At 72.0% G+C, this 21,391-nt stretch carries 20 protein-coding genes; 10 read left to right on the top strand and 10 right to left on the bottom strand.

Annotation, left to right across the window (positions count from 1 at the left end; all coding sequences use genetic code 11):
* Positions 1-35 precede the first annotated feature (35 nt).
* Positions 36-824: an enoyl-CoA hydratase/isomerase family protein gene (locus tag OHB04_RS14680; RefSeq protein WP_326807580.1), complete on the bottom strand. Its 789-nt coding sequence runs from the start codon at positions 822-824 to the stop codon at positions 36-38.
* Positions 825-1,132: 308 nt separating this feature from the next.
* Here OHB04_RS14680 and OHB04_RS14675 point away from each other — a divergent pair, with 308 nt between their 5' ends.
* Entirely contained in the window at positions 1,133-1,300 is a 168-nt protein-coding gene (locus tag OHB04_RS14675) for a DUF3117 domain-containing protein (protein WP_016469583.1), read from the top strand.
* A 199-nt stretch (positions 1,301-1,499) separates the two neighbouring features.
* Here the strand turns inward: OHB04_RS14675 and OHB04_RS14670 are convergent, their stop codons facing one another.
* On the bottom strand, positions 1,500-2,186 hold the full coding sequence (locus OHB04_RS14670) for an O-methyltransferase (protein WP_326807579.1): 687 nt from the start codon (positions 2,184-2,186) through the stop codon (positions 1,500-1,502).
* 184 nt (positions 2,187-2,370) lie between these two features.
* Between OHB04_RS14670 and sigE the strand changes: the two genes are divergently transcribed.
* From sigE to OHB04_RS14645, 5 genes are all read left to right on the top strand, one after another.
* Positions 2,371-3,144, top strand: a complete 774-nt coding sequence (gene sigE, locus OHB04_RS14665; RefSeq protein ID WP_326688127.1) for an RNA polymerase sigma factor SigE — start codon at positions 2,371-2,373, stop codon at positions 3,142-3,144.
* On the top strand, positions 3,141-4,202 hold the full coding sequence (locus OHB04_RS14660; protein WP_326807578.1) for an anti-sigma factor family protein: 1,062 nt from the start codon (positions 3,141-3,143) through the stop codon (positions 4,200-4,202). The genes sigE and OHB04_RS14660 overlap by 4 nt, the downstream gene beginning before the upstream one ends.
* 114 nt (positions 4,203-4,316) lie before the next feature.
* Positions 4,317-6,161, top strand: coding sequence for a trypsin-like peptidase domain-containing protein (locus OHB04_RS14655; RefSeq protein WP_326807577.1), 1,845 nt, complete (start codon positions 4,317-4,319; stop codon positions 6,159-6,161).
* Between the two features lie 188 nt (positions 6,162-6,349).
* Positions 6,350-6,931, top strand: coding sequence for a sec-independent translocase (locus OHB04_RS14650; RefSeq protein ID WP_326807576.1), 582 nt, complete (start codon positions 6,350-6,352; stop codon positions 6,929-6,931).
* 210 nt (positions 6,932-7,141) lie between these two features.
* Complete coding sequence (locus OHB04_RS14645) at positions 7,142-7,798, top strand: hypothetical protein (RefSeq protein WP_326688123.1); 657 nt, start codon at positions 7,142-7,144, stop codon at positions 7,796-7,798.
* 139 nt (positions 7,799-7,937) lie between these two features.
* On the opposite strand, the gene OHB04_RS14640 is transcribed toward OHB04_RS14645, so the two are convergent.
* The 3 genes from OHB04_RS14640 to OHB04_RS14630 all read right to left on the bottom strand — a co-directional run bounded on the left by OHB04_RS14640 (position 7,938) and on the right by OHB04_RS14630 (position 11,055).
* Positions 7,938-9,095 (bottom strand): Mrp/NBP35 family ATP-binding protein, encoded by a 1,158-nt coding sequence (locus OHB04_RS14640; RefSeq protein WP_326688122.1) that lies wholly within the window; start codon positions 9,093-9,095, stop codon positions 7,938-7,940.
* A gap of 114 nt (positions 9,096-9,209) precedes the next feature.
* A complete protein-coding gene (locus OHB04_RS14635; RefSeq protein ID WP_326688121.1) occupies positions 9,210-9,743 on the bottom strand; it encodes a DUF1003 domain-containing protein in 534 nt (177 codons plus the stop codon).
* Positions 9,736-11,055, bottom strand: a complete 1,320-nt coding sequence (locus OHB04_RS14630; RefSeq protein WP_326688120.1) for a magnesium transporter MgtE N-terminal domain-containing protein — start codon at positions 11,053-11,055, stop codon at positions 9,736-9,738. The genes OHB04_RS14635 and OHB04_RS14630 overlap by 8 nt, the downstream gene beginning before the upstream one ends.
* A 213-nt stretch (positions 11,056-11,268) precedes the next feature.
* Here OHB04_RS14630 and OHB04_RS14625 point away from each other — a divergent pair, with 213 nt between their 5' ends.
* Positions 11,269-12,033, top strand: coding sequence for a hypothetical protein (locus OHB04_RS14625; RefSeq protein WP_326807575.1), 765 nt, complete (start codon positions 11,269-11,271; stop codon positions 12,031-12,033).
* Positions 12,034-12,124: 91 nt separating this feature from the next.
* On the opposite strand, the gene OHB04_RS14620 is transcribed toward OHB04_RS14625, so the two are convergent.
* A complete protein-coding gene (locus OHB04_RS14620) occupies positions 12,125-12,670 on the bottom strand; it encodes a hypothetical protein (protein WP_326688118.1) in 546 nt (181 codons plus the stop codon).
* 9 nt (positions 12,671-12,679) lie between these two features.
* Positions 12,680-13,810 carry a magnesium and cobalt transport protein CorA gene (locus OHB04_RS14615; protein ID WP_326688117.1) on the bottom strand — a complete coding sequence of 377 codons (1,131 nt, stop codon included), beginning with the start codon at positions 13,808-13,810 and terminating at the stop codon, positions 12,680-12,682.
* 459 nt (positions 13,811-14,269) lie between these two features.
* On the opposite strand from OHB04_RS14615, the gene OHB04_RS14610 reads away from it, so the two are divergent.
* On the top strand, positions 14,270-14,887 hold the full coding sequence (locus OHB04_RS14610; protein WP_326807574.1) for a suppressor of fused domain protein: 618 nt from the start codon (positions 14,270-14,272) through the stop codon (positions 14,885-14,887).
* 119 nt (positions 14,888-15,006) lie between these two features.
* On the opposite strand, the gene OHB04_RS14605 is transcribed toward OHB04_RS14610, so the two are convergent.
* Entirely contained in the window at positions 15,007-16,254 is a 1,248-nt protein-coding gene (locus OHB04_RS14605; protein ID WP_326688115.1) for an MFS transporter, read from the bottom strand.
* A 193-nt stretch (positions 16,255-16,447) separates the two neighbouring features.
* Between OHB04_RS14605 and OHB04_RS14600 the strand changes: the two genes are divergently transcribed.
* Positions 16,448-17,086: a DUF6758 family protein gene (locus tag OHB04_RS14600; RefSeq protein WP_326688114.1), complete on the top strand. Its 639-nt coding sequence runs from the start codon at positions 16,448-16,450 to the stop codon at positions 17,084-17,086.
* Positions 17,087-17,309: 223 nt separating this feature from the next.
* Positions 17,310-18,155 carry a PHP domain-containing protein gene (locus OHB04_RS14595; RefSeq protein WP_326688113.1) on the top strand — a complete coding sequence of 282 codons (846 nt, stop codon included), beginning with the start codon at positions 17,310-17,312 and terminating at the stop codon, positions 18,153-18,155.
* A gap of 2 nt (positions 18,156-18,157) precedes the next feature.
* Here the strand turns inward: OHB04_RS14595 and OHB04_RS14590 are convergent, their stop codons facing one another.
* Positions 18,158-19,108, bottom strand: a complete 951-nt coding sequence (locus OHB04_RS14590; protein WP_326688112.1) for an alpha/beta fold hydrolase — start codon at positions 19,106-19,108, stop codon at positions 18,158-18,160.
* 136 nt (positions 19,109-19,244) lie between these two features.
* A complete protein-coding gene (locus OHB04_RS14585; RefSeq protein WP_326807573.1) occupies positions 19,245-20,918 on the bottom strand; it encodes a DEAD/DEAH box helicase in 1,674 nt (557 codons plus the stop codon).
* Positions 20,919-21,391: the final 473 nt, after the last annotated feature.

The following is a 21,391-nucleotide window of genomic DNA, read 5'->3' as shown; positions in this document are numbered from 1 at the left end:
ACCGGAGGCGCCCTACGGGGCCGGACGCGCGAGGGTCAGCGGCCGGTGAAGCGCGGGCGCTCCTTCTTCACGAACGCCTCCACCGCGATCCGGTGGTCCTGCGAGGCACCGGCCCGCAGCTGGAGTTCCGACTCCTTGGCGAGGGTCTCGGCCAGCGAGTGCGAGGCCCCGTAGGCGAGGGACTCCTTGAGCGCCGCGTAGGCGGCCGTGGGGCCCTCCGCCAGCTGCCGGGCGACGGAGGCCGCCTCCGCCGCCAGCTCGTCCGCCGGGACCACCCGTCCGGCCAGACCCAGCTCCAGCGCCTCGGGGGCCTTCACGCTGCGCGGGAAGAGCAGCAGGTCGGCGGCCTTGCCCGGGCCGACCAGGCGCGGCAGCGTCCAGGAGACGCCGGAGTCGGCCGTCAGCGCGACACCGGCGAAGGAGGTGTTGAAGGCCGCCGTATCGGCCATCACGCGGTAGTCGCAGGCGAAGGCGAAGCCCGCCCCGGCCCCCGCGGCGACGCCGTTCACGCCCGCCACCACCGGCTTGGGCATGCCCGCGAGGGCCAGCGTGATCGGGTTGTAGTGCTCCTCGACCGTGTTCAGCGCGCTGCCGCCGCCGCGCTGGAGCGCGCCCGTGTGCTCCTTGAGGTCCTGGCCCACGCAGAAGGCCCGCCCGCTGCCGGTCAGCAGCACGGCGCGGACCAGTTCATCGGCCGCGGCCCGCTGGAGGGTGTCGCGCAGGGCGACCTTGGTCTCTTCGTCGAGGGCGTTCATCGCGTCGGGGCGGTTGAGGGTGACCGTCGCGAGGCCCTCGTTCACTTCGTAGCGCACGGTGTCGGACATGAGCTCAGCATGGCCTAGATCATCGGGCCCGCACAGAGCGCGCGGCGCCTCGCTCCGCTTCGCGGTGTGAGCTGCGTCAAACCGCTCAGGGCCTGTTCGACAGAAGAACCGGGGCAGTATCGCAGCCTGATCGCCGCATTGGGGCGTTTTGTGGAGGGGCGGAGGAGAAGAGATGCGGACTGATGTTGGTCATTGGGTCCTGCCATGCGGGATAATGACCGGGAAGCAATGTGTTCGATGCCGGTGAGACTGTGCCCGCTTATGGGGCCGCCGGCTGCGATCGGCTGGTTTCAGGAAGGGGAACGAGCATGGCGGCCATGAAGCCGCGGACGGGCGATGGCCCGCTCGAGGTGACCAAGGAGGGGCGGGGCATCGTCATGCGCGTTCCGCTCGAAGGCGGTGGGCGACTCGTCGTCGAGCTGACACCGGACGAGGCGACGGCACTCGGCGAGGAGCTGAAGAAGGTCTGCGGCTGAGGAGAGAGCCGGGCAAGCGGCCTCCGCCGACTTGCGCTGCCCCGGGGTGTACGCATTCGTGCGTACACCCCGGGGCAGCTTCGTCTCCAGTCAGCTTCTCTCCAGGCGGGCGGCCCTCCGACGGCCGGCGCCGCGGGCGGGCGGTCGGCGCGCCGGACTCGGCACTCCGGCCGGCGGAGGGCTCACCGGGATTGTGTGGTCACTCGCCGCGTTTGACCGCGCACAGCAGCCCGTCGCCGACCGGCAGCAGCGAAGGCACCAGCACCGTGCTCTCCCGCACCGTGCGCAACAGCTCGCGCAGCTTGAGCACTTCGGCGGGCTGCGCCGCCGAGTCGACGGTGCGCCCCTCGGCGAAGACGCCCGCGAAGCAGATCAGCCCGCCGGTGCGCAGCAGGCGCAACGATTCACCGAGATAGTCCATGCACTCCATCCGGTCGCCGTCGCAGAAGACGAGGTCGTACCCGCCGTCCGCCAGGCGCGGCAGCACATCCAGGGCGCGGCCGGGGATGAACCGTGCCCTGTTGCCCGCGAATCCGGCGGCGCGGAACGCCTCACGCGCGAACTGCTGGCGCTCCGGCTCGATGTCGACGGTCGTCAGCACCCCGTCGGAGCGCATGCCGTGCAGGAGGTGGATGCCCGAGACGCCGGTGCCGGTACCGATCTCGGCCACCGACTTGGCCTCCGCCGTCGCGGCCAGCAGCCGCAGCGCGGCGCCGGTGCCGGGAGACACCGAGCGCAGCCCCGCGTCCTGGGCCCGGTCGCGGGCCCAGCGCAGTGCTTCGCTCTCGGCGTTCTCGACCAGCTCGGCGCCGTAAGCGTCGGCGAACGCCCAGCTCGTCTGCCGGTTGCCGGTAATGACCCTCTCCTGTCCCCGTCCTTCACGCAATCGTGACTGTATCCGTTGGCCCGGGAACCTGCTGATGGGACTGGGCGTTGAGGGGAGAGACCGCGAAGAGAGGATGAGCGGACGCCGAGGGGAAGCGGTTGCCGGAAGGGCCTCGTGAAGGGGCGTACGGCGCCCGCGAAAGCTGGGCAAAGATGCTTATCCGGAGCTAACGGGAGATGTGGCTATGGTAGGGGCTCCACTGGACACCACCAGAGCCGACAGGGGAGGTGCGGCTGCGACCCGAGACCGCGGAGTCTTCGCAAGATTCCGGCGGCCGACGGTACAGCCGAAATCCGTGACCAACACTGCTGACCAGGCCCGCACCGCCGACTCCGCGACCACGGCGACTTTCGACACCGATGCGGACGCGCAGGCGTGGACCCCTCCTTCGTGGGAGGAGATCGTCAGCACGCACAGCGCGAGGGTCTACCGCCTCGCCTACCGCCTCACGGGTAACCAGCACGACGCCGAGGACCTCACCCAGGAAGTCTTCGTCCGCGTCTTCCGCTCGCTGTCCACCTACACGCCCGGCACCTTCGAGGGCTGGCTGCACAGGATCACGACGAACCTGTTCCTGGACACGGTCCGGCGCAAGCAGCGCATCCGCTTCGACGCGCTCGCCGACGACGCGGCCGAGCGGCTGCCCAGCCGCGAGCCCACCCCGCAGCAGCACTTCAACGACACGCACTTCGACGCCGACGTGCAGCAGGCTCTGGACACCCTCGCTCCCGAGTTCCGCGCCGCCGTCGTGCTCTGCGACATCGAGGGCCTGTCCTACGAGGAGATCGCCGCGACCCTCGGCGTCAAGCTGGGGACGGTCCGCAGCCGTATCCACCGTGGCCGCTCACACCTGCGCAAGGCGCTCCAGCACCGCTCGCCCGCAGCCAGGGCCGAGCAGCAGCGCGCGCTGAGCGCGGTGGTGCCTGCGGCCCGGACCGGGGAGGTGGGGGCTGAGTGACGCCCGCCGAGCACCACCTCGGAGACCGCCTGGCAGCGCTCGTCGACGGGGAGCTGGGCCACGACGCGCGCGAGCGTGTCCTCTCGCACCTGGCGACCTGCCACAGCTGCAAGGCCGAGGCCGACGCCCAGCGCCGGCTCAAGAACGTCTTCGCCGACACCGCGCCGCCCCCACCCTCCGACGGGCTGCTGGCCCGCCTCCAGGGTCTGCCCGCCGGAGGTGACGCGTGCGCGGGAAGAGCGGACGACACCGACCGCGACACGGATGGCTCCGGGCCGGGAGCGGCCCCGGCGGATGAATCCGGCGCCCTGCCGATGGCAGGCCTGCCCGGCGGGCCCCAGCGCTCCCCGTGGGCGTTCGACTACCTGCCGGTCGGCCGTGGCGCCGGGCGCGGGCTCCTGACCCCCCAGCGCGGCTTCCGGATACATGAGGTCCGTGTGGACCGCGCCGAGCGCTCCGCCTCGCGCGGGCGCCGCTTCGCCTTCGCCGCGGCCGGGGCCTTCTCGCTGGCGGCGCTCGCCCTCGGCGGCTCCCTGGCGTCCGGCACCACCGGCGGCGCTCCCGTCGCCAAGGGCGATGGGGGCGGCGCCTCGGCCAGCCCGGTGCGCACCGCGCCCTCGGGCTCCGGCACCACCTCCCGCGACAGCAGGCGGCGGACGCCGGGTGGCGAGCACCGTGGCGGTGCGCTCAGCGCCAGCGCCGCGGAGGCCCAGACGGCCGCCACCTTTGCCGCGGGTGCGGCCCGTGGCTCAGGAGTGGTCTCCAGTGCCCGGGGCGGCACGGCGGCGGCAGCGCCCTCGCTGATCGCGGCGCTCGCGGCCCCGCTGGGCCCGTCGGCGCAGCGCCTCTCGCCCGCCACCGGCGCCTCCGGCTCGTACGGCCAGGACGGCGGCGGCGGGACCTTCACCTCGCTGACCTCGACCCCGTCCCTCGGCTCACGGGGCGTCGGCCCCCTGATGTCCGGAGCGCGTCCCGCCTCGCCGTCGTACGACCCGTCGTCGCTGCGTGCTTTCCCCGGGCGATCCCCGGCCACTCCGTCCCCCATGGCGGGCCGGTAGGGCACCGGCGGACTGGATGCCGGTGTGCGAGGCCCCCCACACCTGGTTGAATCCTTCCCTGCAACCTGTCGCCCGGCGCGGGTGAGCAGGCGCGGGTGAACAGTTGGGGAGAGCATGGACGAGGGGAAGGCCACCAGGCCGGCGCCGAAGTGGTGGAGCCGCCCACGCAGGGCGCTGGGCCGCCAGATGACCCGGGAGCCGGCGGACGCGGAGACGGGGTCGCCGGCTGAGCCCGCCACCCAGGCAGAGCCGGCCTCCGCACAGCCCTCTCCCGGCGCGGCCGGCCCTGGCGCCGTGACTCTCGCGGCTGGACAGGGTGACGCGGAGGCCACCGGGACGGGCGACGCGGGGGCCGCACGGACGGGTGACGCCACCGACCCTGCCGACGGGCCGAACCCCGCCACGGAGCAGGTGCCGGCCGCCCGGCCGCAGCCGCTGCACGGCGAGGACCCGTACCGGACTCCTCCTTACGGGGGGCCCGGACCGTGGGCGCCGGCGCCGCCGGTGCAGCTGCCCGGGGCGACGCCGCCGCAGGGCGTGCATCTGCCGCCGGTCACCACGACACCTCCGTACGGGGTGGCGACGGGCCCCGGCGCCGACCCGTGGGCGCGCGGTTCCGCGCTCCCAGGCCCGCAACCCCACCCGGCCGTGCCGGAGCAGCAGGCCTCCCGGTCCGCCTCACCCACCACCCCGCTGGCGCCCACCACTCCGACCGCCCCCCTCGACCCCGTACCGGTCCCCGCCACCTCCCTCGATCCCGTCCCGGCCGTCGTCAGCGCTCCCGTCCCCGTCCCGGCCCGCATCACCGTTCCCGCCCCCGCTCCCGCCCCCGGTGGGCGGAAGCGGGCGGGGAGGTCCCGTGCGGTGGTCGGCGGGGTCGTGCTGGCGCTGGTCGCGGGCGGCGCGGGCGGGCTGATCGGGGCCTACGTCGAGCGGAGCGGCAGCGTCGGCGATGTGAAGCTGCCGCAGGCACCGGCCGAGCGTGCGGGGGACGGCGGTGACAGGCCCAAGGGCAGCATCGCGGGCATCGCGCGCCAGACGCTGCCCGGCGTCGTCACCCTGCACGCGCGCGGCGGCGGCGCCGAGGCGACGGGCACCGGCTTCGTGCTGGACAGCCGGGGCCACATCCTCACCAACAACCACGTGGTCGAATCGGCGCGCGGCAGCGACTCCATCCAGGTCACCTTCAACAGCGGCCAGACGGCCAAGGGCGAGGTCGTCGGCAAGGACGGCGGCTACGACCTGGCCGTGGTCAAGGTCTCCGACGTCTCGGGCCTCAAGCCGCTGCCACTGGGCAACTCCGACTCGGTGCGCGTAGGCGACCCGGTGGTCGCGATCGGTGCGCCCTTCGACCTGGACGGCACGGTCACCACCGGCATCATCAGCGCCAAGCAGCGGCCCATCACGGCGGGCGGCGAGGAGGCGGGCAGCGAGATGAGCTACGTCGACGCGCTCCAGACCGACGCCCCCATCAACCCGGGCAACTCCGGCGGCCCCCTCGTCGACACCCGGGGCCGGGTCATCGGCATCAACAGCGCCATCAAGGGCGCGGGCAACGGCTCGGGGCTGCCCGAGGGCGAAGGCGGCGGCAGCATCGGGCTCGGCTTCGCCATCCCGGTCAACCAGGCCAGGCGGGTCGCGGAGGAGCTGATCAACGAGGGCCGGGCCACCCATCCCGTGATCGGCATCACCCTGGACATGGAGTACGGCGGCGAGGGCGCCCGCATCGGCAATCCGGACGGCAGCGGAGCGCCGGTCACCCCCAAGGGCCCGGCAGACGAAGCGGGCCTCCAGGAGGGTGACGTGATCACCCGGGCGGGAGGTAGGGCGGTGCACAGCGGCGAGGAGCTGATCGTCCGCATCCGCAGCCACCATCCGGGCGACAAGCTCGGCCTGACGGTGCGGCACGACGGGGAGGAGCGGTCGGTGAGCGTGACGCTCGGCTCGGCCACCGGCTGAGAGCCTCATGTCCGCTGAGCCTCATGCCCGCTGAGCCCCATGCCCGCTGAGAGCCTCATGTCCGCTGAGGGTCCGGTCGCCCGGTGGTGATGAGGCGGGGAGGGTGGGCGGGGTCCCCCACACGGGCCGAAGACGGGTACCGTGACATCTGGCCGTATGGGCTGTGGACGGAGTGAGGGAGCTGCACGGTGTTCTTCGATATAGGACCACTGGAGCTGGTCGCGCTCATCGTCCTCGCCGTGCTCGTCTTCGGGCCTGAGAAGCTCCCCAAGGTGATCCAGGACGTCGCCGCCTTCATCCGGAAGGTGCGGCAGTTCTCCGACAGCGCCAAGGAGGACATCAGGTCCGAACTGGGCCCCGAGTTCAAGGACTTCGAGTTCGAGGACCTGAACCCCAAGAACTTCGCCCGCAAGCACCTGATGGACAACGACGAACTGGGCATCAAGGAGCTGAGCAGCAGCTTCGACCTGCGTAAGGACCTGGCAGAGGTCACCGACGCGGTCAACGGCAAGGAGAGCGGGAACAGCTCCGGGGACGCGGACGGGGCCAGGCCGAGCCTCAGCAAGAACGGCTCCGACGGCCGCTCGTCGGCCGCCGGCGGCTCCTCCGGCAAGGCCGACACGGTCAAGAAGGCCGACATGGTCAAGGAGGCCGGCCCCGGGGGCCGGCGCGAGGCATCCGAGACGGACGGCGCGGCAGCCACTGCCGAGCCCGCACCCGCTGCCCTCCGTAAGAGCGACCCCCCGCCATTCGACGCAGACGCTACCTGACGGCGTGTCAGATCCGGGGTGCGGTTTCCCACCCCTCTGTCACCTGGGACATCTGCGGCGTTTGCCGTCCATCTCGCCCCCGTACCGGGTCCTGAACCCCCAGGCATGCCCGACACGGCGGATCCATGTGGCTATCCTCCAAGTGTCCGGGGTCGCCGTCCGAGGAAGTTGGCCGCCCATGGCACAGGGCAATGAGGAGGCGTCGCACAGATGGAGACGACGAGTCGGCTAGCCGGTGAATCCGGGCCCGCCGCGCAGGGGGTTCCAGGCGCGCGGCGGGCGGTGGACGGCTTTCTGATGGCCGCCTTTCCGTGGTACGGCCTCGATGCGGCTTTCGCCGGTCCACGCTGGCTGATGCAGGTCGGAGCAGCGGCCGACGGCACGGTCGAGCACTGCTCCACGGGGCATGGAGAAGAGCCGTCACTCCGGGTGGAGACCAGCCCGGAGGATGAGAGTTTCGCCGTCGTGGTGACGGTCGCCAGCCGCCCGGTGCGGCGCAGCGCCGACGGGACGGGGGTGCTGGAGGCGACGTCCGTCTCCACGGCCGCCTGGCTGGCGGGCTCCGGCCTGCTCTCGCGCACCTTCCCCATCGAGATGGAACACTCTTTGCGCCAGGACTGGCTCGACCAGCAGACCGGCGTGGCCTGGGAGCTGGCCGACGACCTGGACGGGCAGGGCTGGAACACGCTGTCCCTGCCGGTCGACGGGGTCCCGACCGACTTCCACTACCGCGAGTCCGAGTACGGCTGGGTCCTGGCGGGATCGGCACAGGAGGGAGTGCATCTGGGCGCCTACGGGCGCGGGATGAGCGCGTACGGCCTGGGCTTCGCGGTCGTCAAGGACATCGCGGCATACGAGCAGCAGTGACGACGCACGAGCGCTGACGACGCACGAGCGCCGATGACCGCCGGGCACTGACGACGCCCGACAAGCGCCGAAGACCTCGGACCCCCGTACGGAGAACATCCGTACGGGGGTCCGAGGTCTTCCAGGGCGGCTGAGCGCCTCAGAACTTGTTGCTCGGGGTCAGCCCCAGCGACATCCCCGAAAGGCCGCGCTGGCGCCCGCTGAGCTTGCCCGCGATGTCCCGCAGCGCGGAGCCGGCGGGGGAGTCGGGGTCGCTGAGCACCACGGGCTTGCCCTCGTCACCGCCCTCGCGCATCCGCAGGTCGATCGGAATGCCGCCCAGGACCGGCACCTCCGTGCCGGTGGTCCTGGTCAGCCCCTCGGCGACCTGCTTGCCGCCGCCGGTGCCGAAGACGTCGATCAGCTCGTCGCAGTGCGGGCAGGGCATGCCCGACATGTTCTCGACCACGCCCACGATCTTCTGGTGGGTCTGGACGGCGATGGAGCCCGCGCGCTCGGCGACCTCGGCAGCCGCCTGCTGCGGGGTCGTCACCACCAGGATCTCCGCGTTGGGGACCAGCTGCGCGACGGAGATGGCGATGTCACCGGTGCCGGGCGGGAGGTCGAGCAGCAGCACGTCCAGGTCGCCCCAGTAGACGTCGGCCAGGAACTGCTGGAGCGCCCGGTGCAGCATGGGGCCGCGCCAGACCACGGGGGCGTTGCCGGGGGTGAACATCCCGATCGAGATGACCTTCACGCCGTGCGCCGAGGGCGGCATGATCATGTCCTCGACCTGGGTGGGCCGGCCCTCGGTGCCCAGCATCCGGGGCACGGAGTGGCCGTAGATGTCGGCGTCCACGACGCCGACCTTCAGCCCGTCGGCCGCCATGGAGGCGGCGAGGTTCACGGTCACCGAGGACTTGCCCACCCCGCCCTTGCCGGAGGCCACGCAGTAGACCCTGGTGAGGGAGCCGGGCTGGGCGAACGGGATCTCCCGCTCGGCCTTGCCGCCGCGCAGCGAGGAGGCCAGCTCGCGCCGCTGCTCGTCGCTCATCACATCCAGCTCGACGCTGACCCCGGTCACCCCGGGCACGCCCTGCACGGCCTCGGTCACGTTCGCGGTGATGGTCTCGCGCAGGGGGCAGCCCGAGACCGTCAGATAGATCCCGACGTCGACCGCCCCGTCGGGCGCGATGCCGATGGATTTGACCATCCCAAGATCGGTGATCGGCCGGTGGATCTCCGGATCGTTCACCGTGGCGAGCGCGGCACGCACCGCGTCTTCGGTGGGGAAGGAGGCGGGACTCTCGGTAGGCATACATGAATGGTACGGCCGCGCGAAGCGCGTCGGATAAGGGGCGGGGGTCGGGTGACGGTGTGGGGGGTACGGCCGCGCGAAGCGCGTCGGACAAGGGGCGGGGGAGGGGCTTCGTCACTCCCGCTCGGCCCGTTGTTGCCCGAAACGTTCTTCATCCGGTCGCTCCGCCCAGGAAGCTGAGGATTCCAGGTCCTTGACCAGTTCGGCCAGTTCCGAGCGGATCCAGTCGCGGGTGGCGACTTCGCCCAGGCCCATGCGCAGGGAGGCGATCTCGCGGGTCAGGAACTCGGTGTCGGCGATGCTGCGCTCGTTGCGCTTGCGGTCCTGTTCCAGGTTGACCCGGTCGCGGTCGTCCTGCCGGTTCTGCGCGAGCAGGATCAGCGGGGCCGCGTACGAGGCTTGGAGGGAGAGGACCAGGGTCAGGAAGATGAAAGGGTAGCCGTCGAATCTCCAGGCATCCGGTGCCAGGACGTTCCAGCCCACCCAGGCGACGATCACGATCGTCATCCAGACGAGGAAGCGCCCGGTGCCCAGGAAGCGTGCGATCCGCTCGGAGGTCCGCCCGAAGACGTCGGGGTCGTACGCGGGCAGCAGGTTCCGGCGCGGTGTGCGCGGTACGTCCAGCCGTGGGCCCTCCCGCTCAGCCATCCTGCCGTCCCTCCTCCGGTGCCGGCCCCGGCAGCCCTCCCCCAGCTTCGCCGGGAGGTACCCCCAGGCCCGGCGCCTCGCGCCAGTCGTCGGGCAGCAGGTGGTCGAGCACGTCGTCGACCGTCACGGCGCCCAGCAGGTGTCTGCCCTCGTCCACCACCGGGGCCGAGACGATGTTGTAGGCGGCCAGGTAGCTGGTCAGCGCGGGCAGCGAGGTGCGGGGCGGCAGCGGGTTCAAGTCGGTGTCCACGATGCCGCCGACGAGGACGAACGGCGCCTCGCGCAGCAGCCGTTGGAAGTGCACGACGCCCAGGTACCGGCCCGTGGGGGTCTCGTCCGGCGGGCGGCAGACGTAGACCTGTGAGGCCAGCGGCGCCGGCAGGTCCTCGTCCCGCACGCGGGCGAGCGCCTCGGCGACGGTCGCGTCGGGGCGCAGCACGATCGGGTCGGTCGTCATCAGGCTGCCGGCCGTGCCCTCCTCGTAGGACAGCAGCCGCCGCACCGGCGCCGCCTCCTGGGGCTGCATCAGGTCCAGCAGGTGGTTCTTCTCGTCCTCGGGCAGCTCCCCGAGCAGGTCGGCGGCGTCGTCCGGGTCCATGGCCTCCAGGACGACGGCGGCGCGCTCGTCCTTGAGCTTGCCGATGATCTCCACCTGGTCGTCCTCGGGCAGCTCCTCCAGCACGTCGGCCAGCCGGTCGTCGTGCAGCGCCGCGGCGACCTCGGCCCGGCGCTTCTCGGAGAGGTGGTGCAGCACGTTGGCCAGGTCGGCGGGGCGCAGCTGTTCGAAGGTGGCCAGCAGGTTGGCGGTGCCCTGTTCGGGCTCCTCCAGTGCGAAGCCGGTGACCGCGTCCCACTCGGCGGTCAGCGTCTCGCCGCGCCGCCCGCGCAGGCCCCCGCCCCGGCGCGGCTTGCGGACGAACAGCCGGTCGATCTCCCATTCGCGGCGGGCGGGCAGCCGGTGCATGCCGACGTCGAGCACCGTCACCTGCTCGCCGGTCTCCAGGAGGGTGACGCGGCGGTCCAGGAGTTCGCCGAGGACCAGGTGCTCGTTGGGGCGCTGCTCGAAGCGGCGGATGTTGAGCACTCCTGTGGTGATGACCTGGCCCGACTCCATGCCGGTCACCCGGGTCATGGGCAGGAAGACCCGGTGCCTGCTGACGACCTCGACCACGAGCCCCAGCACGCTCGGCAGCCGTCGGCGGCCCAGCAGCGCGACCACGTCGCGGACCCTGCCGACCTGGTCCCCGTTCGGATCGAAGACGGCGATGCCCGCCAGATGGGAGACGAAGACCCGGGGCGCGCTCGCTGCCATCAGCTGCCTGCCCTCCTCGGCCGTGCCGCCCGACCGTATGAAGCCGTAGAGCTTTGCCCGCTTATAGGAGCTCTTCCACATATATGCCGGGTTAAGGCTAGCGTGACCGGCGCCACACCTGCGCGGCGGTGTGGTCCGGACGGCTGCCTTCCGACGGCGGTACCGGGCCCGGGTAGGGTGCGGTCCTGCCGCCGACCCCAGGAGGATTCCCCCGTGACTGGACGTGCCCGCGCACACCGGAGTGCAGCGCTTCTCGCGGTCCTCTGCGCCGGAGCGATCGCCGCGCTCAGCGCGTGCGGAAGTGAGGAGGACCCGGACAAGGGCACCAACGGGGTGGGCAAGCTGTCGGCCACGAAGATCGAGACGAAGGCCAGAAGGGCGGCCAAGGGCGCCAAGGCCGTACGGGTCTCCGGCAACGTGGTCAGCAAGGGCCAGACCTACCGCCTCAAGATGCGTCTCAAGCACGGCGGCGGCGTCGGCGAGGTCTCCGCCAAGGGCGGGTCCACCTTCGAGCTGCTGCGGGTGAGCAAGGACCTCTACCTCAAGGCGGACGCCAAGTTCTGGGCCAAGCAGGAGAAGGGCGGCAAGGAGCCCACCAAGTCCGATGTGGCGGCGGCGGGCAAGCTGGGCGGCAAGTACGTCAAGGTCCCCCAGGGCGACCCCGCCTACCAGCAGTTGAGCGTCTTCACCGACATGAGCACGCTGCTGGACGGGCTGCTGGCGATGGACGGCAAGCGGGAGACGGGCGAGCGTGGCGAGGTGGGCGGCGTCAAGACGGTCCGCGTCATCGCGGGCAAGGGACGCGGCGGCATCGTCGACGTCTCCTTGAAGGGCTCCCCCTACCCGCTGCGCCTCCAGCGCGGCGGCGGCGCGGGGACGGTCCAACTCGGCGAGTGGAACAGCGGGTTCCCGCTCAAAGCCCCGGAGAAGAGCGAGACCGTCGACTACGGCAGGAAGATCTCGCCCGGACAGCGCTGAACGGCGAACGGCTGCGCGCCGAGAGCCGCACGGCTCGACGGCGCCGTCCGACGGCGCCGTCCGCGCGCGGACGGACGCCCGGCGCGTGCCGTCACTTCCTGCGGCGCCGGAAGAGCAGCCGGGGCAGCCCCGCCGGAGCCGCGTGGCGGGTCGTGGCGGGGGTCTCCGGCGGAGTGGCGGCATGCGAGCCGTCCGGCATCGCGCCGGGCCGCTCCAGAGGCTCGCCCGCGGGCTCCAGCCGCAGCACCCGGCACTCGCGCGCCCAGCGCTCGGCGATGGTGTCGGCGTCGGGCGCGTTCAGCCGCTTGGCCTTCAGCTCGGCGACGGCCGCCTGCCAAGCCTCGCTGTCCGGCGGCAGTTCGCTCACCCGCGCGGGCCAGGCGACCAGCCGGGCGCCCTTGTCCTTGCCGCGCACGGACACCGTCGCGCTGCCGCCGTCCCTCAGCCCGAGCCCTTCGAGCGGCTGTTCCAGCGTGCCGTCCCCCACCAGGCAGACGGCGCCCTCGTGCCACACGTGCCACAGCCCGCGCGCCCGCCCCTCGGGCCCGCGCACCCATACGAGGCCGGACTTCTTGGCGGTCTCCTCGACCAGCGCACGGTCGAGGTGGCTCGCGGGCATCTGGGGCGTCACCGTCATGGCGGCAGGCTACAGCCACCCGTTGCGCTTGAATCCCCGGTGCATGCCGTAGCAGATGGCGAGGATGAGCCCCAGCACCGCGGGATAGCCGTACGTCCACTCGGTCTCGGGCATGTAGTCGAAGTTCATGCCGTAGATTCCCGCGATCATCGTGGGCACCGCGAAGATGGCGGCCCACGCGGTGATCTTCCGCATGTCCTCGTTCTGCGCGACCGTGGCCTGCGCGAGGTTGGCCTGGAGGATGGAGTTGAGCAGGTCGTCGAAGCCCAGCACCTGCTCGTTGACCCGCGTCAGGTGGTCGGCCACGTCGCGGAAGTACTTCTGGATGTCCGGGTCGATCAGCCGCACCGGCCGCTCGCTGAGCATTTGCAGCGGGCGCATCAGGGGGGAGACGGCCCGCTTGAACTCCAGGACCTCGCGCTTGAGCTGGTAGATCCGGCTCGCGTCACCGCCGCGCCGCCCGCTGGCCGAGCGGTCGGAGAAGACCTCGATCTCCACCTCGTCGATGTCGTCCTGCACGGCGTCGGCCACCGCGAGGTATCCGTCGACGGTCTGGTCGGCGATCGCGTGCAGCACCGCCGAGGGGCCCTTGCCCAGCAGCTCGGGGTCCTCCTCCAGCCGGTGCCGCAGGGCGCGCAGCGAGCCCTGGCCCCCGTGCCGGACGGTGATGATGTAGTCCCTGCCGGTGAAGCACATGACCTCGCCGGTCTCCACCACCTCGCTGGTGGCGGTCAGTTCGGCGTGCTCGACGTAGTGGATCGTCTTGAAGACGGTGAACAGGCTCTCGTCGTAGCGCTCCAGCTTCGGGCGCTGGTGGGCGTGCACCGCGTCCTCGACGGCCAGCGGGTGCAGTCCGTACTCCTGCGCGATGCCCGCGAACTCCTCCTCGGTCGGCTCGTGCAGGCCGATCCAGACGAAGCCCGGGTGGTTGCTCCCGTCGGCGGAGCGCACCTTGCGCAGCGCCTGGGCGGGGCCCAGGTGCTCGGTGTCGCGCCGGCCTTCGCGGTAGACGGCGCAGTCCACGACGGCGCTGCTCGACGCGCAGCCGATGCTTTCAAAACCCTCGTACCCGTAAGCGGAACGGGTGTCCTTGCGCAGTGCCGGACGCACGGCGGCGCGCAGCTCTCGGATCATCGACATGGGGCCCTCCACGGTGGCGTTCCATGCCGCCGATACGGATGAAGGCGCTGCACTGCCCGGAACGGGGGCCTACGGCAAGCCGGAGGTCCGCAAAGCGGGCACCACGCGCTGGCCGTGGCGACGGCATTCGCTGACAGACGGAACTTTGCGAAACGCGGGCGCTCTTCCGCCGTGCGAGCCCTGAGCCGGGAAAGCCCTCACTGGAGGTTTCGCCGGGACGCCACTGGGGAGTTAGGGCCTCAGGAGCGGGGACGTGCCGGGTGGGAAGAACGGCCGGTACTGCACGGTCGACTCGGATCCATGTCAGGTCCCACCTCCTCCGGCCGGGCCCCCGTGGGGGACGATGTGTACACGCCTTGACCGGCGGTCAACGGTAGCACTGGAACCACCTTCCCCGTGCCCCCTCGTGGCGAGGCGGGTGCCCCTTTGCCGCGTCCTTACGCGATCTATGCTCGCTGGATGGCTGACGTACGGACCCTCGTCGACTCCCGGCTGCGCGAAACCCTGGGCGAACCCGGTGCTCGGGCCTCTGTGACCTTCCTGGGGACGGAGCGCATCGAGGTGCTGCGTTTCGTGGACGCCGACGCCGGGACTGTGCGATACGCCACGCTTGGCATGTCGTCCGCGCCCATGGCCGACCCCGCCGAGGTGCTCGCCGACCCCGAACGGGGGCCGCGTGCCGAACTGCTGCTGACCGTACGGGCCGGTATCGCCGACACCGACAAGGTGCTGCGCCCGCTGGCCGTGCTGGCGGCCTCACCTCAGGTCGAGGGCGTCGTGGTCGCCCCGGGCGCCTCCCTGGACACGGGTGAACCGCTGTGGCCGGGGGCGCCGTTCACCTCCGTCCTGGTCGCCGAGCCCGGGGGACTGGTGGCGGACCTGGCCTTGGGGGCATCTCCCGGCGGAGCTGGGGGAGCGCCGCCGGAGCCGGTCCGCTTCCTGCCGCTGCTGCCGATGACACCGACCGAAGCCGCCTGGAAGCGCGTCCACGGTGCGGACGCGCTTCAGGAGAGGTGGCTGCGCCACGGGACGGACCTGCGCGACCCGGCGCGCGGCCCGGTGCCGCTGGGCGACTGAGCCCGCCCCACACGGGGACGGGCTCATCCCACGGACGGGCTCATCACGCGGGGCGGGCTCGCGGGGGAGCTTCCCAAGAGGGCTAGTGCCGTGACCGGCAATGTTTGCCGGGAGGGGCACTAGCTGGTGGCCGGCTGGACCTCGCCCTGGGCGACGGCCGCGTCCTCCGCCTCGTGCTCGGGGAGCAGTTCCTGGGCCTCCATCGTCAGGGACTTGCGGCGGACGCCGACGATCACAGCGCCCACGGCGGCGGCCAGGGCCGCGACCACGAACGGGATGTGGATGTTCGCCCATTCCTCGATCTTCGGCGCCAGGAAGGGGGCCGCCGCCGCGGCGAACCAGCGCACGAAGTTGTAGCCCGCGCTCGCCACCGGACGGGGGGCGTCGGAGACGCCGAGCGCCAGCTCCGTGTAGACGGTGTTGTTGAGGCCGATGAACGCGCCGGAGACGATCGTGCCGACGATGGCGGTGGTGTGGTTGCCGTATCCGAGCACCACCAGGTCGATCGCCATCAGCACGAGCGAGGTGCCCAGCACCTTGAGCGAGCCGAAGCGCTCCTGGAGCCTGGGTGCGACCAGCACCGAGAAGACGGCCAGCAGCACGCCCCAGGCGAAGAAGACGGCGCCGGAGCGGTACGGCGACATGTTCAGCACGAACGGTGTGAAGGCGAGCACCGTGAAGAACGCGTAGTTGTAGAAGAACGCCGAGGCCGCCGCCGAGGCCAGCCCGCCGTGCCCGAGCGCCTTGACGGGGTCGAGCAGCGAGGTCTTGCGCGCGGGCTTGGGCTGCTCCTTCAAGAAGGCCGTGATGGCGAGGAAGCCGACGGCCATCAAGATGGCCGTGCCGAAGAAGGGGAAGCGCCAGCTCGCGTCGCCGAGCACCGCGCCCAGCAGCGGGCCGCAGGCCATGCCGAGCCCGAGTGCCGACTCGTAGAGCAAGATGGCCGCCGCGCTGCCCCCTGCCGCCGCGCCGACGATCACGGCGAGCGACGTGGAGACGAAGAGGGCGTTGCCCAGGCCCCAGCCCGCCCGGAATCCGACCAGCTCGCCGACGGAGCCCGAGGTGCCGGAGAGCGCCGCGAAGACCACCACGAGCGCCAGGCCGAGCAGCAGCGTCTTGCGCCCGCCGATCCTGCTGGAGACGAAACCGGTGACCAGCATCGCGACGGCGGTGATGAGGAAGTACGAGGTGAACAGGAGTGAGACCTGGCTCGGGGTGGCCTCGAGCCCCTTGGCGATCGAAGGGAGGATCGGGTCGACCAGGCCGATGCCCATGAAGGCGACGACGGAAGCGCCTGCCGTGGCCCACACGGCCTTCGGCTGGCGGAGGAGACTGCCTCCGCCTTCGTCGAACGGATCACCACTCATGCCTGCCGCTCCTTGGATGCGAGCCCCGAAAGTCGTTGACGTCTACACACAATAAATTAGGCAAGCTAATTACTGCAAATTACATCTATATCCCGGGAGTGGCCCCCGTCTCACCTGCGACGGCGCCGCCGGCCGGGGCCAGGTGAGTGATCGTCCTTGACGCGAGGGCGGCCCGGTAGGACCGTTAAGGGCCATGAGGGGCGAACCCAGTTGTCCGAAATGCGGTAGCCGGGTCAGGGCGCCCGGCCTCTTCGCCGACACCTGGCAGTGCGGCATCCACGGCGCCGTGCACCCGCTCCAGCCGGTCATCCCACCCAGTGTCGAGGCTCTCGCCGTCGTGGTGGGTCGCACGCAGGTTCCCGTCTGGATGCCCTGGCCGCTGCCCGTGGGCTGGCTGTTCACCGGCGTCGCGAGCGCGGGCGACGACCGGAGCGGAGGCCGCGCGACCGCCGTCGCCTGCTCGGGTCCCGGCCCCCTCGGCGGCCCCGGCGAACTCCTTCTGGTGGCCGAGGAGCTGGGCGTGGGCCTCGGCGCGCGCTACGCCGGGATCGAGGGTCCCGACCCCGGTCCCGCCATATGTACCGGTAAGCCCCCGCACGCCAAGGTGCTGGCCGCCGGGCGGCCCACCCCCCTCTGGCACGTCAGCGGTTCCCCCGACGACCGCGCCGTCTTCGCCGGGGAGGCGCGTGGGCTGTGGCTGTGGGCGATCGTGTGGCCCGAGCAGTCCGGGCTGATGCTCTACGACGAACTCGTGCTCACCGACCTGCGTGACGCGGGCGCCGAGGTCGACCTGCTGCCCTGCGGTGCGCTCTCCCCGCGCCTGATCTCCTGACGGGCCGGGCCGCCGGCGGGGCCGTTATCCTGAACATGTCCGTTCCCCGGCGTCCGTCACGCGGCGCCCGTCACCCGGCGGTCGCGTCGGCCCCGGTGACCGACCGGGCGCCGGCAGTACGCGCCGGCCATGACGACCACCCGCTACGCATCAGCCACCACGCAGACCGGAGATCCGAGGGCCCTGACCGGCCCGAACGATCCCGCAGAGGGAGAGCCCGTCCGTGCGCATCGACCTGCACACCCACTCCACCGCCTCGGACGGCACCGACACCCCGGCCGAGTTGGTACGCAACGCCGCCGCCGCGGGCCTCGACGTGATCGCGCTGACCGACCACGACACCGTCGCGGGGCACCCCGAGGCCATGGCGGCCCTGCCCGCGGGCCTCACTCTGGTCCGGGGCGCCGAGCTGTCCTGCCGCCTGGACGGCATCAGCCTGCACATGCTCGCCTACCTCTTCGACCCCGCCGAGCCCGAACTGGCGCGCGAGCGGGAGCTGGTGCGCGACGACCGCGTGCCGCGTGCCCGGGCGATCGTCGCCAAGCTGGAAGAGCTGGGCGTGCCCGTCACGTGGGAGCAGGTCGCCCGGATCGCCGGTGACGGCACCGTGGGCCGCCCGCACATCGCCGCTGCCATGGTCGAGGCAGGCGTCGTCGAGACGGTCTCCGACGCCTTCACCGAGGAGTGGATCGCCAACGACGGCCGCGCCTACGTCGGCAAGCACGAGCTGAACCCCTTCGACGCGCTGCGGCTGATCAAGGGCGCGGGCGGGGTCGCTGTCTTCGCCCACCCGCTGGCCGCCAAGCGCGGACAGTGCGTCCCCGAGAGCGCGATAGCCGAACTCGCCGAGGCCGGCCTCGACGGTGTCGAGGCCGACCACGCCGACCACGAACCCGCCACCCGCGCCCGGCTGCACGCCCTCGCCGCCGACCTGGGAATCCTGGCCACCGGATCCAGCGACTACCACGGCAGCCGCAAGAACATCGAGCTCGGGGAGCTGACGACGGCCCCCGACGTCTACGCCGAGATCGCCGCCCGCGCCTCGGGCCCGGGCCCCGTCACGGGCTGAGCTCAGCCGCCGGCCGGAGGGCTGCGCCAGAACGCGGCCAGGGCGTGGGCCGTCTCCTGGGGGCGCTCCGCGTTCGGGGAGTGGCCGGTGTCCGGGACGACGGTGCGCCGGGCGCCCAGCCGCAGGGCCATCTCGTCCAGCAGCGGCACCGGCCAGGCGTCGTCCGCCGTACCGGAGACCACGTGGAAGGGCAGGGAGAGCGCGGCCAGTTCGCCGACCCTGTCCGGCTCCGTCTGCAACTGCCGTCCCGTGACCATCAGCTGTTCAGGGACGTTGCTCAGCCAGCGGCGGCGCAAGAACGCGTCCATCGCTGCCGTGGTCTCCTCGGCCTCCGCGCGCGAGTACGGAGCCTCTCCCGCCGAGCCCACCGACTGGTCCAGCTCCCGCATGAGCTGCCAGATGGCCTCCAGGCCCCTTGTGGGCAGCGCGCTCAGCAGCAGGTCGACGCGCTGCCGCTGCGAGGGCCCGACGGCGGCGGGGCCGCTGCTCATCACCGTCAGCGAGGCGAAGGCGGAGGGCTCCAACAGCACGGCGGCGCGCGCGATCAGCCCGCCCAGCGAGTGCCCCATCAGATGGAGGGGGCGGGCTGCTCCTGCCTCCCCATCCGAGTCCCGCCCCAGCGCGCGGGCCACGGCGAGCACATCCCGGGCCAACTCGGGCTGGGCGTAGGCACTCTCGTCGTGCGGACCGCCCGTCTCGAACTGCCCGCGCCCGTCCACGGCGACCGCACGCATCCCGGCCCGGGCCAGCGGCTCCAGCAGACCGATGAAGTCCTCCTTGCTGCCGGTGAATCCGGGCAGCAACAGCGCGGTGGGCACATCGGCGGACGCACCGGCGACCGCGTCCGGGTGTCTGGCGGGGCCGGTGTCGTGCACCGCGAACTCGCCGCGCTCGGTGGCCAGGCGGTACGCGCGCACACCTGAAGGCAGCGCCAGGAACGGGGGCTTGCTCATGCCAGGACGCTACCCGCAGCGCACGTCGAACGACCCGGCACCCCTCGTGAGGGGCACCGGGCCGTTCTTGACCGTCAGCGCTCAGCCAGCGGCCGTCAGCCGTCAGCGGCCGTCGGCCGCGAGCAGCGGGCAGCCGTCAGCCGTCGGTCGCCTGCGCGGCCGGGGCCTCGCTCGCGGCGCTCGTACGGCTCGCGGCGCCCGAGCGGGTCCTGCTGCGCCTGCGCGGCTTGCGCGCCTCACCCGAGGAGGACGGCTCGGACGCGGACGCGGCGGCCTCGGCGGGCGCGCCGCCGTCCGCCTGCCCGCCCTGGGGCGCGGCCGTGCCGGTACCGGCGGACGCCGCGGCGCCGGAGCGCGTACGACGGCGGCGGCGCGGCTTGCGCGCGCCGGTGGCCTCGCCCTCGACCTGCTCGCCCTCGGCTGTCGCGACGGCGCCCTGAGCCTTGGCGGCGGAAGCGGAAGCGGGGGCAGCGGATGCCTTCGCCGGTGCGCCCTTACCGCCTTCTCCGCCCTCGTCCTCGGAGCGCAGAGCGCCACGCGTGCGCTGACGCTGACGACGGGGGCGCGCGGGGCGCTCACGCTCGGCGGCCGGAGCGGACTTTCCGCGCGGCTTGGCGCCGGTCTCGCCCAGGTCCTCGATCTCCTCGGCCGCCAGCCCGGCGCGGGTGCGCTCGGCACGGGGCAGCACGCCCTTGGCGCCGTCGGGGATGCCCATCGCCTCGTAGAAGTGCGGCGAGGTGGAGTAGGTCTCCTCCGGGTCTTCGAGGCCCAGGCCCAGCGCCTTGTTGATCAGCTGCCAACGGGGGATGTCGTCCCAGTCGACCAGCGTGACGGCGATGCCGGAGTTGCCCGCGCGGCCGGTGCGTCCGATGCGGTGCAGATAGGTCTTCTCGTCCTCGGGCGTCTGGTAGTTGATCACGTGTGTGACGTTGTCGACATCGATGCCGCGCGCCGCCACATCAGTGCAGACCAGCACATCGACCTTGCCGTTACGGAAGGCGCGCAGCGCCTGCTCGCGCGCCCCCTGGCCCAGGTCGCCGTGGACGGCACCGGAGGCGAAGCCGCGCCGGGCGAGCTGCTCGGCGACGTCGGCCGCCGTGCGCTTCGTACGGCAGAAGACCATCACCAGTCCGCGGCCGTCGGCCTGGAGGATCCGGGAGACCATCTCCGGCTTGTCCATGTTGTGAGCGCGGAAGACGTGCTGCTTGGTGTTGGCGACGGTCTGGCCCTCGTCATCCGGCGCGGTGGCGCGGATGTGGGTGGGCTGGCTCATGTAGCGGCGGGCGAGCGAGATGACCTGGCCCGGCATCGTCGCTGAGAAGAGCATCGTCTGGCGCCGCGTGGGCAGCATCTCGATGATCTTCTCGACGTCGGGCAGGAAGCCCAGGTCGAGCATCTCGTCGGCCTCGTCCAGGACGAGCGTCCGGATCTCGGACAGCCGCAGCTTCTTCTGGCCCGCCAGGTCGAGCAGCCGGCCGGGGGTGCCGACGATCACGTCGACGCCCTTCTTCAGGGCCTCGACCTGCGGCTCGTAGGCACGGCCGCCATAGATCGACAGGACCCGGACATTGCGGACCTTGCCCGCGGTGAGCAGGTCGTTGGTGACCTGCTGACACAGCTCACGGGTGGGTACGACGACGAGGGCCTGGGGAGCGTCGGTCAGCTCCTCCGGCTTCGCGCGCCCCAGCTCGACGTCGGCGGGGACGGTCACCGACTCGAGAAGGGGGAGGCCGAAGCCCAGCGTCTTGCCGGTGCCGGTCTTCGCCTGGCCGATGACATCGGTGCCCGCGAGGGCGACCGGAAGCGTCATCTCCTGGATCGGAAAGGGGGACGTGATGCCGACGGCCTCAAGGGCTTCGGCTGTCTCGGAGAGAATTCCGAGATCTCGGAAGGTGGTGGACAGGATGTTTGCCTCTTCTGTGTGACGCGCGAGTGCGGGCGACGGCGCCTGGCAACCCGGCGGAGAGCGAGGAGAGGGTCGTACCGCACCCTGGCGGCCGAAGTGTCGGCCCGCCTGGCGGTGCGGGACCACTGGCTCTCGCTCAAGCGCCCTACTCGCGCGAGCGGTCCCTCTCAGCGCGACCCGTACCGGGGAGCACGGGCCAGGCGGAGGGCTGTCTGGTCGGAGCCGATCGTGCCACCGACCGGGCATCCGCATTCATGCAACTTCGTGCAATGAGCCCACCGCATCCAGTGGACCCAATATCACTGTACCCCGGATCCGCGCATGTGTACCGGGGCGATTGTTGTGTACGAGTCTTCAGAGGGCCGCTGCGGCGGCCG

It is taken from the genome of Streptomyces sp. NBC_01775 (assembly GCF_035917675.1).
Classification (GTDB): Bacteria; Actinomycetota; Actinomycetes; order Streptomycetales; family Streptomycetaceae; genus Streptomyces.
Note: the sequence above shows the minus strand (reverse complement) of the source record. Positions and strands in the feature narration are given on the sequence as shown.

Bases quoted from the DNA above. Each gene is read 5' to 3' on its own strand.
- OHB04_RS14615 (WP_326688117.1), bottom strand. From the start codon at position 13,810: ATGTCGATGATCCGAGAGCTGCGCGCCGCCGTGCGTCCGGCACTGCGC.
- OHB04_RS14600 (WP_326688114.1), top strand. From the start codon at position 16,448: ATGAGGGGCGAACCCAGTTGTCCGAAATGCGGTAGCCGGGTCAGGGCG.
- OHB04_RS14680 (WP_326807580.1), bottom strand. From the start codon at position 824: ATGTCCGACACCGTGCGCTACGAAGTGAACGAGGGCCTCGCGACGGTC.
- OHB04_RS14610 (WP_326807574.1), top strand. From the start codon at position 14,270: ATGGCTGACGTACGGACCCTCGTCGACTCCCGGCTGCGCGAAACCCTG.
- OHB04_RS14620 (WP_326688118.1), bottom strand. From the start codon at position 12,670: ATGACGGTGACGCCCCAGATGCCCGCGAGCCACCTCGACCGTGCGCTG.
- OHB04_RS14605 (WP_326688115.1), bottom strand. From the start codon at position 16,254: ATGAGTGGTGATCCGTTCGACGAAGGCGGAGGCAGTCTCCTCCGCCAG.
- OHB04_RS14655 (WP_326807577.1), top strand. From the start codon at position 4,317: ATGGACGAGGGGAAGGCCACCAGGCCGGCGCCGAAGTGGTGGAGCCGC.
- OHB04_RS14640 (WP_326688122.1), bottom strand. From the start codon at position 9,095: ATGCCTACCGAGAGTCCCGCCTCCTTCCCCACCGAAGACGCGGTGCGT.
- sigE (WP_326688127.1), top strand. From the start codon at position 2,371: ATGGTAGGGGCTCCACTGGACACCACCAGAGCCGACAGGGGAGGTGCG.
- OHB04_RS14675 (WP_016469583.1), top strand. From the start codon at position 1,133: ATGGCGGCCATGAAGCCGCGGACGGGCGATGGCCCGCTCGAGGTGACC.
- OHB04_RS14590 (WP_326688112.1), bottom strand. From the start codon at position 19,108: ATGAGCAAGCCCCCGTTCCTGGCGCTGCCTTCAGGTGTGCGCGCGTAC.
- OHB04_RS14585 (WP_326807573.1), bottom strand. From the start codon at position 20,918: ATGACGCTTCCGGTCGCCCTCGCGGGCACCGATGTCATCGGCCAGGCG.
- OHB04_RS14630 (WP_326688120.1), bottom strand. From the start codon at position 11,055: ATGGCAGCGAGCGCGCCCCGGGTCTTCGTCTCCCATCTGGCGGGCATC.
- OHB04_RS14645 (WP_326688123.1), top strand. From the start codon at position 7,142: ATGGAGACGACGAGTCGGCTAGCCGGTGAATCCGGGCCCGCCGCGCAG.
- OHB04_RS14635 (WP_326688121.1), bottom strand. From the start codon at position 9,743: ATGGCTGAGCGGGAGGGCCCACGGCTGGACGTACCGCGCACACCGCGC.